General features: G+C 56.3%; 13 protein-coding genes. 10 read left to right on the top strand and 3 right to left on the bottom strand.

Annotation, left to right across the window (positions count from 1 at the left end):
• Positions 1-23 precede the first annotated feature (23 nt).
• The 10 genes from ACR0EL_RS17300 to ACR0EL_RS17255 all read left to right on the top strand — a co-directional run bounded on the left by ACR0EL_RS17300 (position 24) and on the right by ACR0EL_RS17255 (position 11871).
• Positions 24-599: a TRAP transporter small permease gene (locus ACR0EL_RS17300; protein WP_480501316.1), complete on the top strand. Its 576-nt coding sequence runs from the start codon at positions 24-26 to the stop codon at positions 597-599.
• On the top strand, positions 596-1891 hold the full coding sequence (locus ACR0EL_RS17295) for a TRAP transporter large permease (protein ID WP_480501315.1): 1296 nt from the start codon (positions 596-598) through the stop codon (positions 1889-1891). The genes ACR0EL_RS17300 and ACR0EL_RS17295 overlap by 4 nt, the downstream gene beginning before the upstream one ends.
• Positions 1891-3783, top strand: a complete 1893-nt coding sequence (locus ACR0EL_RS17290; RefSeq protein ID WP_480501314.1) for a bifunctional sugar phosphate isomerase/epimerase/4-hydroxyphenylpyruvate dioxygenase family protein — start codon at positions 1891-1893, stop codon at positions 3781-3783. Before ACR0EL_RS17295 ends, ACR0EL_RS17290 begins: the two co-directional genes overlap by 1 nt.
• Positions 3780-4607, top strand: a complete 828-nt coding sequence (locus ACR0EL_RS17285) for a citryl-CoA lyase (RefSeq protein ID WP_480501313.1) — start codon at positions 3780-3782, stop codon at positions 4605-4607. Before ACR0EL_RS17290 ends, ACR0EL_RS17285 begins: the two co-directional genes overlap by 4 nt.
• Positions 4597-5784, top strand: a complete 1188-nt coding sequence (locus ACR0EL_RS17280) for a Gfo/Idh/MocA family protein (RefSeq protein ID WP_480501312.1) — start codon at positions 4597-4599, stop codon at positions 5782-5784. The genes ACR0EL_RS17285 and ACR0EL_RS17280 overlap by 11 nt, the downstream gene beginning before the upstream one ends.
• The gene (locus tag ACR0EL_RS17275; RefSeq protein WP_480501311.1) at positions 5774-6448 is read left to right on the top strand and encodes a hypothetical protein; all 675 of its coding nucleotides are present in this window, start codon (positions 5774-5776) and stop codon (positions 6446-6448) included. The genes ACR0EL_RS17280 and ACR0EL_RS17275 overlap by 11 nt, the downstream gene beginning before the upstream one ends.
• Complete coding sequence (locus ACR0EL_RS17270; protein ID WP_480501310.1) at positions 6441-7631, top strand: Gfo/Idh/MocA family protein; 1191 nt, start codon at positions 6441-6443, stop codon at positions 7629-7631. Before ACR0EL_RS17275 ends, ACR0EL_RS17270 begins: the two co-directional genes overlap by 8 nt.
• A gap of 154 nt (positions 7632-7785) precedes the next feature.
• Positions 7786-8700 (top strand): sugar phosphate isomerase/epimerase family protein, encoded by a 915-nt coding sequence (locus tag ACR0EL_RS17265; RefSeq protein ID WP_480501309.1) that lies wholly within the window; start codon positions 7786-7788, stop codon positions 8698-8700.
• Positions 8681-10090, top strand: coding sequence for an aldehyde dehydrogenase family protein (locus ACR0EL_RS17260; RefSeq protein WP_480501308.1), 1410 nt, complete (start codon positions 8681-8683; stop codon positions 10088-10090). The genes ACR0EL_RS17265 and ACR0EL_RS17260 overlap by 20 nt, the downstream gene beginning before the upstream one ends.
• Positions 10090-11871, top strand: a complete 1782-nt coding sequence (locus ACR0EL_RS17255; RefSeq protein ID WP_480501307.1) for a thiamine pyrophosphate-binding protein — start codon at positions 10090-10092, stop codon at positions 11869-11871. The genes ACR0EL_RS17260 and ACR0EL_RS17255 overlap by 1 nt, the downstream gene beginning before the upstream one ends.
• Before the next feature lie 271 nt (positions 11872-12142).
• Here the strand turns inward: ACR0EL_RS17255 and ACR0EL_RS17250 are convergent, their stop codons facing one another.
• The 3 genes from ACR0EL_RS17250 to metX are packed head-to-tail and all read right to left on the bottom strand — an operon-like array spanning position 12143 to position 15101.
• Positions 12143-13096 carry an ATP-grasp domain-containing protein gene (locus tag ACR0EL_RS17250; protein ID WP_480501306.1) on the bottom strand — a complete coding sequence of 318 codons (954 nt, stop codon included), beginning with the start codon at positions 13094-13096 and terminating at the stop codon, positions 12143-12145.
• A 38-nt stretch (positions 13097-13134) separates the two neighbouring features.
• Positions 13135-13881 (bottom strand): SDR family oxidoreductase, encoded by a 747-nt coding sequence (locus tag ACR0EL_RS17245; RefSeq protein ID WP_480501305.1) that lies wholly within the window; start codon positions 13879-13881, stop codon positions 13135-13137.
• Positions 13878-15101 carry a homoserine O-acetyltransferase MetX gene (gene metX, locus ACR0EL_RS17240; protein ID WP_480501304.1) on the bottom strand — a complete coding sequence of 408 codons (1224 nt, stop codon included), beginning with the start codon at positions 15099-15101 and terminating at the stop codon, positions 13878-13880. The genes ACR0EL_RS17245 and metX overlap by 4 nt, the downstream gene beginning before the upstream one ends.
• Position 15102 lies beyond the last annotated feature (1 nt).

Below are 15102 nucleotides of genomic sequence, written 5' to 3'. Positions count from 1 at the left end.
AAGACAAGGGAGGGAGAACCATAATGAAAGCCTTTATCAAGGGGTTCTCCCGACTGACCGAAGCGATTGCCGGCGGGATGCTGGCGGCAATCTTCCTGATCTTTCTGCTGCAAATTCTTTTGCGGTACTTCTTTACCCCCGCCGGATGGACGCTGGAACTCATCGGCATTCTGTGGGTCTGGGTGATCTTTTTTAGCTGCGCCTTCATCGTGCGCGAGCGGGATCACGTAAAATTCGACATTATTTATTTGTCTGTACCCCGACGCGTCCGTCAGGTCTTTGCGATGCTGGCGGCTGCGGCAATCGTGGTCGGTATGCTCTACAGCTTCCTTCCGACGTGGGACTACATCGACTGGATGAAAATTCGCAAGACCGCGACCGTTCGCAACCCCTTCTCGGGCGAGAAGATACCGCTGCGAACCGTGTTTTCGATCTATGCCGTGTTCATGCTGGTCGTTGCCGCGCGCTACGCGTGGCTATTCTTCGACGTAATGCGCAATGGCCCACCAAAGACAGAGTTGGAACTGGTCGTTGGGTACAACGTGGTTGACGACCATCCCCGTGTCGACGTCGAAGAGGACGAGGAAGTTAAGAAATGAGTTTTGAACTTCTTTCCTGCCTGCTCGCTCTCTTTCTTCTGGCAGGCATCGGGACACCTATCGGCTATTCCATCCTTTTGGCCTCATTGGTTTATCTGGGCACGGCCGGATTGGACGTCGCCCTCGCGGGCGAGAAGATCCTGCAAGGCTTCTATAAAAGTACGATCCTGCTTGCCGTGCCTTTGTTCATCGTTGCCGCGAATATCATGAACGCTGGGTCGATCACGGACCGTCTGCTGAACTTCTGTGTCGCTGCGGTCGGGCGCTTTAAGGGTGGTCTTGGGCACGTCAACGTGGTGGCGTCTCTGATCTTTTCGGGCATGTCCGGGTCGGCTGTCGCGGATGCTGCGGGGATTGGCAAGATCATCATTGAGATGATGACTAAGGATGGGCGCTATAGCCGAGGTTACGCAGCCGCAATCACGGCGGCGTCGGCGACGATTGGCCCGATCATTCCGCCCTCGATCCCGATGGTCCTTTATGCGCTTGTGTCGAAAGCCTCTATCGGGTCGCTGTTCCTGGCCGGTATTCTGCCGGGCCTGATCATGGGCGTCGTCCTCATGGCGATGAATTACTATCTGGCCGGCAAGCGGAACTTTGTTTTGGAAGTACCTGTTCCGCTGCGCGAGTTGCCGGCTAAAACCGCCAACGCGTTCCCGGCGCTGCTGATGCCGGCGATCCTGCTGTACGGTATATATGGAGGCGTCACCACTCCGACCGAAGCTGCCGCCGTGGCTGCATTCTACGCCCTGCTGTTGGCAGCGTTGTTCTACCGTGCGCTGACCTTCCGTGGCCTTTATCAAGTGTTCGTCGACAGCGCGCGTTCTTCTGCCGCCGTCGGGGTGGTTATTGGTGGTGCGTTTATCCTGAACTTCATCGTTATTCAGGAACAAATTCCACAGTCGATCTCGGCCTTGCTGGAGGGTTCGGATGTCAGCCCGATTGTATTCCTGATCCTCGTAAACCTGCTGATCCTCGCGCTGGGTTGCGTGTTGGACGCGACAACGATCATTCTGGTGATCGTGCCGCTGTTCATTCCAACCTGCGAAGCGCTTGGGATTGATCTGGTACACTTCGGAGTGCTGGTCGTCGTGAACTCGATGATCGGTCTGATCACGCCGCCCTATGGCATTCTGCTCTTTGTGATCAACGCCGTGACGGACATTCCGCTGCGCGAGATTATCTCGGAAATCTGGGCTTTCCTCGCGGTTCTCATCTTCGCCTTGGTGATCATGATGCTGATGCCGGATTTGGTCCTGTGGTTGCCGCGTATGTTTGGATATCAGGGATAATGTGCCTGTCGGTTTCGACAACGTTGATCCCCGGTGATCTGGCCGAAAAACTGAGTGCTATCGCTGACGCGGGATTCAGGGGTGTCGAATTACACGAACCGGATTTGACCGCTTTTGACGGGCCGCCATCGCAAATTCGGAACATTGCATCAGATCTCGGCCTGAAGATTTGCCTGCTACAACCTTTCCATAACCTTGAAGGCCAGGCCGACGCCGGACGGGAGCGCGCCTTTGATCGGCTGAAGCGTAAACTCGACCTGATGAGCGAGTTGGGAACGGAATTACTGCTTATCGGGTCTGCCTTCGAGGTCGATGTCGCCGTGACCGAAGAACAGGTCATCGCAGATCTTGGCGACGCGGCCCAGATCGCTAAAGAAATGGGGATGCGTCTGGCCTATATGGGCTTGCCATGGTCAGATCTTGTTCACTCGGATGAACTGGCGTTACGCGTCGTCGACGCAATCGACAGCCCTCATTTGGGGTTGGCCTTGAATTCCTTCTTCTCGCTCGCCGATGGGTCCAAACCAGCCCGCCTTAGGGACATTCCTGGAGAGCGGCTGTTTCATGTGCAACTGTCCGATGCACCGCGACTTGAGATGGATATTCGCAGGCTCAAACGGCAATTCGGGCTTCTTCCAGGGCTTGGGTCGCTGAACCTTGCGGGCTTCGTGCGGGTGTTGTCCCGCGCCGGATACAAGGGGCCTTGGTCCATCGCACGCGTCAGCGAAGCAGCTCCTCAACCCGGTGGCCGGACACTGGCCCGCGACAGCTACAGGTCGCTGGTGAACCTGTTAGATGAGGTTTCCCGGACCGAACCGGGAACCGATTTCGGCATCCCGGACCTGCCGGAGCGCGTCTATGCGTCAGGCTTTGAGTTCGTCGAATTTACAGCCGATGAAACAAGCGGCGCGCAGCTGGCAGATATGCTGTCGGCAATGTGTTTTCGAATGGAGCGAAAGCACGTCACCAAGTCCGTCGAGCTGTGGCGGCAGGGTGCCATAAACATCGTTGTGAATACCGAAAAGGAAGGGTTTGCCCATTCGGCGTTCCTGGGTCACGGCCCCTCCGTTTGTGATATGGGGTTGCGTGTCAAAGATGCGGATCAAACGGTTCAGCGGGCGACCGCGTTGGGCGCTCCGAATTTCTCGCAGCCAGTGGGAACGGGAGAGCTGGATATCCCGGCCATTCGTGGTGTTGGCGGCAATGTTGTTCATTTCATCGATGAGAGATCCGATCTGCATCGGGTGTGGGACATCGAGTTCGAGCCGGTCGCGAAAACCAAAGCGACCCAGCCTGCCGGTCTGCGCCGTATCGACCATTTGGCCCAGACCATGCGCCACGATGAGATGCAAAGCTGGCTGCTCTACTACATTTCGACCTTTGAGATGGCAAAGTCTCCTATCGTGAACGTCGCCGACCCTTCTGGTGTCGTGCAAAGCCAGGCTATCGAAAGTCCCGAAGGCGAAGTGCGCCTGAACCTGAATGGGGTTGTTGGGCGTAGAACACTGGCAGCGTCATTCCTTGAAGATGGGTTTGGGGCCGGTGTTCAGCACATCGCCTTCCAGTCGGACGATATTTTTGAAACGTCGGATCAGTTGCGCAAAACAGGCTTTCCCAGTTTGACGATCCCAAAGAACTACTACGCCGATCTGCAGGCGACCTTCGGATTGGATGACGATCTGATCACCCAAATGCGCCGGGGCAACATCCTTTACGATCGGGCAGCGGGTTCCGAGTATTTTCAGATATACAGCCGCCCCATCTTTAACGGCTTTTTCTTCGAAATTGTTGAACGCCGCATGGGCTATGCCGGTTACGGTGCGCGTAATGCGCCCATTCGCCTTGCCGCACAAAGCAAAACCCAAGCGGTGAAAGAGGTACACACTCAATGACCGCACAGATGACCAGCGATGAGAAAGCCGTGCGCCAATGGTGGCGCACCTCGATCATCGACATGAAGCCCGGCCAGATCGTGTTTCGCGGCAACGCCATAGAGGACCTGATCGGGAACGTCTCTTTCCCGCAGATGATCTGGTTGATGGTGCGGGGCGATCTGCCCAGCGACGCGCAAGCGCGCCTGTTTGAGGCCGCTTTGGTCGCAGGCGTGGATCATGGCCCGCAGGCCCCCTCGATCGCGGCCGCGCGTATGGCTGCCACCTGCGGGGTAGGTCTCAACAATGCGATGGCAACCGCGGTGAACATGCTGGGCGACGTGCATGGTGGGGCAGGAGAGCAGTGCGCAGAGCTGTACTATGATATCGCAGTCCGCATGGATTCAGGAGCTTCGCTGACTGACGCTGTTCGGGATGGCTTGGACAGTTGGCGCGAGACCTACGGCAAGATCGTATCGGGCTTTGGTCACAGGTTTCACAAACCTGTCGATCCACGCGCACCCCGATTGATGCAACTTGTTAGAGATGCGGCGGCAGAAGGCACAGTTTCTGGCCGGTTTGCCGATATCGGAGAAGAGGTTCAAACCGAACTCGGTCGTCAACGAGGCGGTCTGCCAATTGCCATGAATATTGACGGCGCGACAGCTGTGATCTTCTGCGAACTTGGCTTTCCTGCGCCCTTGTCGCGAGGGCTGTTCTGCCTGTCCCGCTCGGTCGGAATACTCGCCCACGCTTGGGAACAGATGAACCAGGGTGGCCGCAACAAAGGGCCGATGCCCGCTAATTACTTACCCCTCTACGAAGACAGGAATGATGACACGTGAGACATCGAAATCCTTCCGGGTCGGCCTTATCGGCTGTGGTCGTATCAGCGATATTTATCTAAAAACACTATCCAAATTCTCAAACGTTGAGGTCGTGGCTTGCGCAAGCCTTGACCCTTCGGAAAGCCGCACCAAGGCAGATCAATACGGTATCGCCAAGGCCTGTGCGCCAGATGGGGTGTTTGACGATCCGACGATTGACTGCGTTCTGAATCTGACAATTCCGGCGGCGCATGCCGAAATCAGCCTGCGTGCGTTGGAGGCGGGCAAGCACGTCTATTCCGAGAAGCCGCTGGTTATGGATCGAACGGATGGTAAGACGATTCTGCACATGGCCTCTGAAAAGGGGCTACAGGTCGGTTGCGCACCCGACACATTTCTGGGCGGCCGTTGGCAAACCGTTCGGCGCTTGATCGATGAGGGTGCCATTGGCCAACCGACAGGGGTTTTTGCCCATGTCGGTACCCACGGGACGGAACGCCACCATCCCAACCCGGATTTCTACTACCAGGCCGGTGGCGGGCCCTTGCTGGACCTTGGGCCATATTACCTGACCGCCATGGTTTGCTGCCTTGGTCCGGTTGACCGGGTCGCCGGAATGGCTCGGCGCACGTTCGACAAAAGGATGATCGAAAACGGCCCTCGCAACGGTGAATGGATGGATGTCGAGGTCGACACGCATTCCCTAAGCCTGCTGCAGTTCTCTTCCGGGGCTATAGGGTCGATGACCATGAGCTTTGACGTCTGGGATAGCGAAACGCCGCGGTTCGAGATCTACGGTGAAAAAGGCACCATCAGCATCCCAGACTCTGACCCGGTACATGGTGCCAACATCTTTCAGGGGGATGTCTGGCTGAAAACGCGGGAGACCTCGCGCTGGTCTCATCAGCCCCGTCCAACTGGTCGCGAGGACTGGCAGGTGGTCGAAAACAAACATGGATTCAACGAAGACAGTCGCGGGCTCGGCCTTTTGGACCTGGCCTTGGCGGCACAAGAAGGACGCCAAACCCGTGCGAGTGGAGCGCTTGCCTACCATGTATTCGAGGTCATGGACGCAATTGAACGGGCACCGAAATTCGGCGCCTATCAGACTATAGAAAGCCGGTGCGAAGCGCCGATGCCTCTGCCTGTCGATTTCCTGAAAGATGAGAGGAAGGAATTGGTTCATGCCGATTGAGACACTCGACTTTGCTCAGCCATTCTTTCGCGTCCAGCACATAACTGATGAGCGCAGAATTTCTATCGAGGGTCGCGCCATCGTCCTTAACCTTGGGGGGCGAAATCTGTCTGTCGAGGATCAGACCATTGCACCGCTCTCCTCTGTGATCGTGCAAGACAGCACGCTTAGCGGCGTGGAACGTGCAGTAATTGTCCACGATTTCGACGCCCATGCTGATGAAAACGAGTTGTTCGCATGGGTGAAAGTTACATGGCCATCTGCTTTTGATGTTCGCCAAGAGGAGCGTCTGCGCGGTGTCAGCCACTACATGTCGCCAAAGGTCTTCGTGGGTGACGTTGGACTGACCATGTACCATTCCGGTTCGGTCCCTTTGAATGTCGGATTGCACAAGGATCATCCGTTCTGCCCGGTACCAGGGTTTCGCGAAGTGCATACGCAAATCGTAGGCTTTGGCAAAATGCAGCAATGCCGTGAGCGGGATGTTGAAACCCTTTACCTCGAAGAATTCATGGCCCCCGGCACGACGCACAAACCGATGTATGACGCTGAGGGCAACTATCCCTGGCATCAATACGAGACGATTACCCCCAGCATTTTCATGGCGGTGGAAATGCTGCCGGAAGGCGTACGGGTCCCGGAAATGGAGGTTCAGAATGGCTGAGAGACTTTTGCCCGAAAACCTGAAATTTGATGGCCCCTTCCCCCGCTTGTCTCGCCGTTTGCGGCTGGGGGTTGTTGGCGGTGGGCGTATCTCGGTCACGCAGGCAACGGCGGCCCGGATGACGGACCGGTGGGAGGTCGCCGCAGGCGCGCTCAGTTCAGATGCCGCGCGCAGCAAGGCACGTGGGGCTGAGTGGTTCCTGCCAGCAGACAGGTGCTATGCGTCGTTCGACGATATGGCGCAGGCCGAGACGGCGCGCCCGGATGGCGTGGATGCCGTTATGATCACGACCCCGAACCACGTTCATTTCGAAGCGGCCAAAGCGTTTCTTGAGGCGGGCATTGACGTGCTGTGCGACAAGCCGCTGACCAACGAAGTCGCCGAAGCCGAGGGGCTTGAGGAGATCACCGCGCGCACGCGGCAAGTTTTTGCCGTCGGCTATGCGATGTCGTGTTTTCCTGTGATCCGTCAGGCCAGGCAGATCGTTGCAGAAGGCGGCATCGGCAAGATCAACCAAATCCATGTTGAGTTCATGCAAGACTGGATGACACCCGAAGATGTGGCTGATGCGCCGCATGTGAAGTGGCGGTTGGACCCTAAGATATCAGGCCCGACCAGTTGTGTCGGCGATATCGGCACCCATGCCGCGCATCTTGCAAGTTTTGTCTCGGGCCTGCCGATGACCGACCTGAAGGCCGAGTTTCATGTCTGCGGCGCGCCAAAGCCTTTGGAAGACACAGTTTTCATGTTCACCCGTTACCAAAATGAAGTCCCCGGAACCTTGATGGCAACACGCCTTGCCCCTGGAAACCGGGGTGGGTTGCGCCTGCGCATATTCGGGAGCGAAGGAGGTCTCGAGTGGGATTTGGAGAACTCGGAGCAGCTGAAGTTCAATCGGTTTGGTGAGCCGGATCGTATCATCAGCCGAGGTCACGGGCATGGTATCGGACCCCGTGCGGAACGTCTGATCCGTACCGCGCGCGGCTTCCCTGAAGGGATTATCGAAGCCTGGGCCAACCTTTATACGGAATTTGCCATGGCCGTGGCCGCGCACCGGGATGGTGTCACCGTTCCGGCCGATTGGCTTGCGTATCCCGGTGTCGGTCAAGGCGCGGATGGCGTCCGATTCATTGATGCCTCTGTGCGCTCTCACCAGTCCGGAGGCGACTGGGTCGCCATCTAAAGCCCTGCCAACACTAAGGTTAAACACGCCCGGGCCGTTGTCTGGGCATTTCCATTTCCTACTCAGCATTAAAAGTTGATATTTTTAAAAATAACAGATATTTTTTACTACGTGTGATGAATTTGAGATTCGCAGACACGTGGAGCTGTCGTTCATGGTGAAACCCGAAGAGGCTGGCGCAAGCCCCTCTCTCTATTCCTTGGCGCATCTGACGCTGATTGGCTGCACGCCGCCCGAGTTGGTCTATATCGCCGCGCGGGCCGGGTACGATGCAGTCAGCCCTCGGTTCATTCCGATGTATGTGCCCGGTGAATTCACTCAATCTCCAATCGACAAGGCACAGGTGCAGGCCACCAAAACTGCTCTCTCCACCACTGGCTTGAAAGTCCTCGATGTCGAACTTGCGCGCATCACTGAAGATGTCGATCCGCGCAGTTTTGAGCCTTCTCTGGAGATCGGCGGGGAATTGGGCGCCAAGCGCATGATCATGAGCGCATGGACCAACACCCGCGATGATCGTGACTTTCTGATCGACGTCTATTCCGAGACCTGCGAACTGGCGGCGCCCTACGGGCTAACAGTGGACTTGGAATTCCCAAGCTTCTCTCGCTTGCGCACTCTGGATGAGGCCCTGGATATTGTCCGCGCCTCCGATCAACCGAATGGTGGTATTCTGGTTGATACGCTTTATCTGCACCTCAGTCGCGTTGATCTCGGAGAGCTTCTGCACGTCCCCTCGGAGTTGTTTCACTTCCTGCATATCTCCGATTGCCTACCCGGGATCGCCGATACGCGAGAGGGCATGATCCAACTGGCCCGCGATGCGCGGCTATATCCAGGTGAGGGATGGATCGATTTCACTGGTATCATCGAACGGATGCCGCCTGTCGATTACTCCATTGAATTGCCCAACCAAAGCCGCGTTGCCGAGTTGGGATATGAAGAACACGCGCGTCGCTGTCTCAGCCACGCCAAGCGAACATTCGGCGAGGCGCGGTCACAGCGTCGTGTGCCCGATGCTGCAATTCTAAAACACCAAGAGGATCATCATGGGCAAAGAGCTCACTGAAAACGACCGCAACATGGCGGCGGATATGCTGGCGCGCGCGCGCGCTGCCATGGCCGATATCGAGGATTGGGATCAGGACAGGCTGGACCGCCTGTCCCAAGCCATCGCGTGGTATGCGGGAAACGAGAAAACCTTCACGCGTCTGGCCCAGCAAGGCGTGGACGAAAGCGGTATCGGAGATCGCGAAGGGCGTCCTGCAAAGCGGTTCAAGATTCAGATGGTTTTGCGCGATGTCCTGCGCACGCCGTCGACCGGGATCGTCGAAGTCGATGAAGAAAAAGGGCTGGTGAAATACGCCAAACCCGCTGGTGTGATCGCATCCCTGATCCCCATGACCAACCCTGCGATGACGCCACCGGTGACCGGCGTGTCCGCCGCGAACGCCCGGAACGCGGTTATCTTCAGCCCGCACCCGCGAACCGCCCATACCACCTTTGAGATGGTCGAGGTCATGCGCGCAGCCTGCCGTGCCGCCGGTGCCTCCGAAGACCTATTCCAGTCGATCCGCAAACCATCGATCCCGTTAACACAGCACCTCATGGAGATTTGTGACCTGACTCTGGCAACGGGTGGCAAGCCGATGGTCAAAGCGGCCTACAGTTCTGGGCGTCCGGCCTTTGGCGTCGGCGCCGGCAATTCATCCATTGTCATCGATGAGACCGCCGACTTGGACATCGCCGCTCAGAACACTCGCATTTCGAAGACGTCCGACTTTGGGTCGGGATGTTCGGCCGACGGTAACATCATTATCCAGCGCTCGGTTTACGACGATATGGTCAAAGCGCTGAAGGCCGAAGGCGGATACCTGTGTTCGGACGAAGAAAAGGCCATGCTCGAAGCGGCCATGTGGGATGAAAAGGGCAACCGCACGTTCCCGACCATCGCGTGCCCGCCGCAGCAAACGGCCAAGGTCGCCGGTTTTAGCATCCCCGAAGATCGCAAGTTTCTGATGGTTGAAAATCAGGGGCAAATCGGACCGCAGCACAAGTTCTCCAAGGAAAAACTGACCACATTGATGGCGCTTTATCACTACGACACGTTCGATGACGCGCTGGAAACGGTCAGCCTGATCTACAACACGGGGGGCAAGGGCCATTCCTGCGGCATCTACAGCCACAATGACGACCACATCGACCGGCTGGCGCGTCTGGCTCCGGTCAGCCGCATGATGGTTCGACAGCCACAGTCCAAGGCCAATGCAGGCGCCTGGACCAATGGCATGCCCATGACCAGCAGCTTAGGCTGCGGCATCTGGGGCGGTAACATCACCAATGAAAACGTCACCATGAAACACATGATGAACTACACCTGGGTCAGCCGTCCGATCCCTGAGGATCGCCCCTCGGAGCCGGATTTGTTCGGTGAATTCTACGGACAGGAGGTCGCGTGATGGACGCAAGCAAACTGGACGGTAAAACCGTCGCCGAACACATCGTTGATTTCCTGGAACGTCGTGAGGTCAAACATGTGTTCGGCCTGTGCGGCCACACGAACATCGCGGTTCTGGCTGCTTTGGCCGAAAGTCCAATTGATTTCGTCACAGTACGACACGAACAAATCGCCAGCCACGCGGCGGACGCATATGCCCGCGTGACGGGCAAGGCCTCGGTGGTCTTGTCTCACCTCTCCCCAGGTTTGACAAACTGCGCCACCGGGGTCGCCAATGCCGCGCTGGATTGTATCCCCATGGTCGTGATCGCGGGCGATATTCCTACGCACTACTACGGCAAACATCCTCATCAGGAAGTGAACCTGCATGCAGATGCCGCCCAGTGGGAGATCTATCGACCCTTCGTAAAACGCGCCTGGCGGGTGGATCGGGCAGAACTGATGGCCGAAATTCTGGAAAAAGCATTCCATCTCGCCGAAAGTGGTCAGCCCGGACCGGTGCTGGTCAACGTACCCATGGATATCTTCTCTGAGGTGATCCCCGTGGACAGCTTCGACCGTATCCGCGACAACACGCGCGCGCTCAAGAAACCGTCGATTGACGACGAGACAGCGCGAGAGATTGTCGAAGCGTTGGCCAAAGCCGAAAACCCAGTTGCTTATGTCGGAGGCGGTATTCTTCTAGCACAGGCCAGCGAGGAGTTGCGCGAATTCGTTGAACATATGGGGCTGCCAGTCGCGCATTCCCTGATGGGTAAAGGCGCGTTGCGAGATGACCATCCGCTTGTACTGGGAATGACCGGGTTTTGGGGCACCGAATTGGTCAACCAGTCCTGCCTGAATGCCGACTACATCTTTGCCGTGGGCACTCGCTTCAAAGAGGCCGATTGCTCCAGCTGGTATCCCGGCTATACGTTCAACATACCCGGTTCCAACGTCATTCATATCGACATCGAACCGCAGGAGATCGGTCGGAACTATCCCACCAAGATCGGAGTCGTCGCGGACGCCAAGGCCGCGTTGCGCGTTCTCAACCGGGTCGCCCGCGAGATGTATCCGGACGGCTTCAAGCGCCCCGTGCTGGAGCAGAAGATCGCGGAGTTCTGGACGGACTTCAAAGCGCGCAACGTGGAAATGGCGACCTCATCGGCCTTTCCAATGATGCCCGAACGTATTCTGGCAGATACCCGCAAGGCACTGCCGGAGGATGCTATCATCACCACGGACGTGGGATGGAACAAGAACGGCGTCGGGCAGCAATTCGATATTCTAACCCCTGGATCAATCCTGACTCCCGGCGGGTTCGCGACGATGGGCTTTGGCCCTCCGGGCGCGATCGGCGCGAAACTGGCAGCCCCGGATCGCGTGGTGCTTAGCCTCGTTGGCGATGGCGGGTTTGGTCAAAACCCGTCGATGCTCGCGACGGCCGTCGAGCTTGATCTGGGCATCATCTGGCTGGTTATGAACAACAACGCCTTCGGAACGATCGCCGGCCTTCAAAAAGCGCATTACGGTCTGACCTATGGAACCACGTTCCCCGGATCAGCCGCCGCACCCGCTAACGGACCGGGCTATGCCGACATAGCGCGAGCCTACCGCGCGGAAGGGCACAGACTCAGTGCTGCCGACGAACTGTTGCCGGCACTGGAAGCGGCAATCGCCAGTGGCAAGCCAACCGTGCTCGATGTGCCAATGATCAACAACCCGACACCAACAACCGGGCATTGGAATATTCTCGACATCTATTCGCCAGATAGGGATGTTTCGCACGTTGCCACCTAAAGCAATTTAGGGTGTGTGATCCGCCTGTGCATACGGCTTTTGCCCGTAGCTGTTAGGTGAGCAGACTTTGCCGACATTGACGTTTGGCCACTTTGCTGACGCAGCATTCGTTGGTATGCGCTGCAGTCTTTTTGCTGCATTGCAGCCTAACTCACTATAGCTGTCATTGCTGAGAGGAACCGCGGGGTCCCGGGGATGCCATAACCCGCCCGTCGTCAGGCGGGCTAAAAGCAGGATAGGGTGTTACGGTCGGTTGGGTACTGGATTGCTGTCAGCCGGAGCCGACTCCTTGTTTAAGCTGTTGGATATCTGCACCTGCAGTATCGATAGAAATTAGTCTATTCGCGATTGCTTTTGCGAAACGATCCGGACTTCCAGGTGCAAACTGTAAGCTAAGGGAAGGTTCTGATATCTCCAGTTCAAGAATAACAGGAGCACCGTTTTGGTCCTCGACTAAATCAACGCGAGCGTAAAGTAGCGGTGAATCCAATCCGAAGATCTTGGTCACTGCCTTTAGCGCACTAATTCCCACTTCCCGTTCATCTGGAGAAGCTGCCCTCGCTGAGCGCATGTCAGTGCTTGGAACATTTACTGTGCCGTCGGGCATTAAAAGTGCCGCTTTTCGGATGGCATGACTGTAGTGGCCGTCGAAAAAGATCATGTCCGTTTCGCCGAGCTCATCAATCGACGTGAGGTATGGTTGAATGATAACGCTGTGGCCGGTCGCGAAAAGCGTTTCGACATGCCGTATGGCAGCTTCGATATTTTGGCGCGTGAAGCGACCAACGTTCTGGGAATAAGCGCCAACTGTTGGCTTTATGACAAGTTCATTGCATTCCGGGTGATCTTCCAGGAAGGATTGGAGGCGGTCACCGATCTTCGCATTTGGATGCAAGATTTCTGTCGGCACGATAGGGACATCGAGCGCTTCCAGGTCTTTCAAGTACGTTTTGTCCAGACCCCAACTGATTACTGCCAGAGGATTGATGAGATGGGTCTGCGCATCTACGTGAGCGCACCAATCTCGAAACCTCTTGAGATGTTTGGTGTAGCTCCAAGGCGAACGTAGCAGAACGGCATCATACTTTCCCCAGGGAACGCTGGGATCAGTCCATTCAACTATTTCGGGCTGTACTCTTTGAGCAACGCAGGCATCAATCAGCAAGTCCATATCGAAGTCGATTGGCAAACTTTCTGGATCGGTGACGAGAGCAACATGCTTCATTTTTTTAAACCCTATTGACTGAGAATGCGGGGGTGTATTCACCACGGAATAATCCGGTCGAGATGGACGTATGATCCGGAAGGTCCGTCCGATCCAAGCAGCGCCATTTGGACGCTAGTACGGGCTCCTTCGGGTATCTCCAGATCACCTAGCCCATCGTTCATGTCGGTTTTGGTGTAACCGGGGTGAACGGCATTCACTTTGATCGGCGTATCCCGCAACTCGTATGCAAGATGCGCGGTCCAGGAATTGACCCCGCATTTCGACGCACTGTAAGCAGGCAATGACTTGAACATGTCACTGTAGGCATAAGAGCTGCGATCGCTATGGGTTCCAACTGAACCTAATAGGCTAGACACATTGACAATGCGCCCTGCTTCGCTGTTTCGGATCAGCGAGAGCAGAGCTTGTGTAACTTCAACTACGCCGAAGAGGTTAGTTTCGAACGTCTCCCGCCACTTCCACATGGGTTGTCCAGATGGCGCGATACCATAGTCCTCAATTCTTATGGCGGCGTTGTTGACCAATACATCGAGCCGACCAAAGGTGCTGGCAATCCATTCCGCTGCGTGACTAACCGATGCTGGGTCGGTCACGTCCAACTGGATCGGAGTGGCAATCAGGTTTTCATCGCAAAGCATATGAGCCGCAATATTGGCGTGCTCAAAGCTTCTACCGGACAGCAGAACGTGAGCACCTGATTGTGCGATCTGACGCGCAATTTCAAATCCTATTCCACGGTTAGCTCCGGTCACCAGAGCGACCTTTCCAGCATCTTTTTTCATAGGACGAATTCCTCCCTTGCTGCCACTAATGGTGCTGCGCGAACGACCGGAGACTTCCGTCTGAGATCGGAAAGGAAGCTGGCGATAGGTGCACCGAACGACGGTATATCGACGAGGAAGGCGTCGTGGCCCTGATGGCTGTCCAATTCAGTAAACTGGGTTCTTGCGCCAGAGGCGCGTAAGCCATCGGCGATCTGGCGTTGTTGATACAAAGGAAATAGAATATCTGTATCCGTGCCCAGGACTAAAGCGCGTTCGAGCGTGACTTGTGACAAAGCTCTGTCTGCACACCCGTTCGCGTGGTCTGCAAGATCAAACAGATCAATGCACTGGCTCAAGTACAGGTAGGAATTCGGATCAAACCCCCGCAGGAATCTCCTGGTATGGAATTCGAGATAACTCTCGACGGCGAACTCTGGGCGACATAACACTCCGCCTCGTTGGCTGGCCGAACCGCTTGCGGCTAGACTTCGGCCAAAGCGCGCTTGCCACTCAGTCGCTGACCGATAGGTAATGAGCCCAAGTTTTCGAGCGATAGACATGCCCGCAAGCGGGTAACTCTCGTTGCTGTACTGTCCAGACCGCCAGTTTGGATCGTCTTGGATAGCCTGTCTCTGAAGCGAGCGCACGGCTAATGCGAACGGAGTTGCATGCGCGGCGCTCGAAACACTAATATGAGTGCGGGCGAGACCCGGATGACGAGAAATCAGAGATAGTGCGCTCATGCCGCCCATCGAACAACCAATCACACATGCCAAGGTCTCGATTTCAAGGGCGCGCACGGCAAACGCTGCCGCATCTGCAATGTCCTCGATGCTGAGTTGAGGGAAATCAAGTCTGTACGTGCGAGTATTGTCGGGAACAAGAGATGCCGGACCGGTAGAGCCCTTACAGCTTCCCAACGAGTTGACACAGATTACAAACCATGTGTCGGTGTCGATGGCTTTGCCAGGACCAACCATACTTTCCCACCAGCCGGCTTCCCGGTTCATGGGCGAAGAGGCGGCGTGCGCATCCGGTGACAATCCGGTCAGAATGAGAATTGCGTTGTCGCGCCCCCGCGAAAGTGTCCCCCAAGTTTCAAAGGCCAGGATACCTCTCTTGAGACACCCTCCGCGACGCATGGGAAAATCCTCTGGCAATGAAAAGAAGCGACTTCCAGGCGGGATAAATTCACGACTGGAAGGGGTGGGTAGCTTGGTCAACGGCTGTTCCAGCATT

The organism is Ruegeria sp. AH12 (genome assembly GCF_056541465.1).
The sequence above is the reverse complement of the archived record's forward strand: the minus strand, read 5'-3'. Positions and strand labels throughout refer to the sequence as shown.

What these genes read in the sequence shown, in the direction of transcription:
- ACR0EL_RS17300 (WP_480501316.1), top strand. Translation starts at nt 24, where the DNA reads ATGAAAGCCTTTATCAAGGGGTTCTCCCGACTGACCGAAGCGATTGCC.
- ACR0EL_RS17295 (WP_480501315.1), top strand. Translation starts at nt 596, where the DNA reads ATGAGTTTTGAACTTCTTTCCTGCCTGCTCGCTCTCTTTCTTCTGGCA.
- ACR0EL_RS17290 (WP_480501314.1), top strand. Translation starts at nt 1,891, where the DNA reads ATGTGCCTGTCGGTTTCGACAACGTTGATCCCCGGTGATCTGGCCGAA.
- ACR0EL_RS17285 (WP_480501313.1), top strand. Translation starts at nt 3,780, where the DNA reads ATGACCGCACAGATGACCAGCGATGAGAAAGCCGTGCGCCAATGGTGG.
- ACR0EL_RS17280 (WP_480501312.1), top strand. Translation starts at nt 4,597, where the DNA reads ATGACACGTGAGACATCGAAATCCTTCCGGGTCGGCCTTATCGGCTGT.
- ACR0EL_RS17275 (WP_480501311.1), top strand. Translation starts at nt 5,774, where the DNA reads ATGCCGATTGAGACACTCGACTTTGCTCAGCCATTCTTTCGCGTCCAG.
- ACR0EL_RS17270 (WP_480501310.1), top strand. Translation starts at nt 6,441, where the DNA reads ATGGCTGAGAGACTTTTGCCCGAAAACCTGAAATTTGATGGCCCCTTC.
- ACR0EL_RS17265 (WP_480501309.1), top strand. Translation starts at nt 7,786, where the DNA reads ATGGTGAAACCCGAAGAGGCTGGCGCAAGCCCCTCTCTCTATTCCTTG.
- ACR0EL_RS17260 (WP_480501308.1), top strand. Translation starts at nt 8,681, where the DNA reads ATGGGCAAAGAGCTCACTGAAAACGACCGCAACATGGCGGCGGATATG.
- ACR0EL_RS17255 (WP_480501307.1), top strand. Translation starts at nt 10,090, where the DNA reads ATGGACGCAAGCAAACTGGACGGTAAAACCGTCGCCGAACACATCGTT.
- ACR0EL_RS17250 (WP_480501306.1), bottom strand. Translation starts at nt 13,096, where the DNA reads ATGAAGCATGTTGCTCTCGTCACCGATCCAGAAAGTTTGCCAATCGAC.
- ACR0EL_RS17245 (WP_480501305.1), bottom strand. Translation starts at nt 13,881, where the DNA reads ATGAAAAAAGATGCTGGAAAGGTCGCTCTGGTGACCGGAGCTAACCGT.
- metX (WP_480501304.1), bottom strand. Translation starts at nt 15,101, where the DNA reads ATGCTGGAACAGCCGTTGACCAAGCTACCCACCCCTTCCAGTCGTGAA.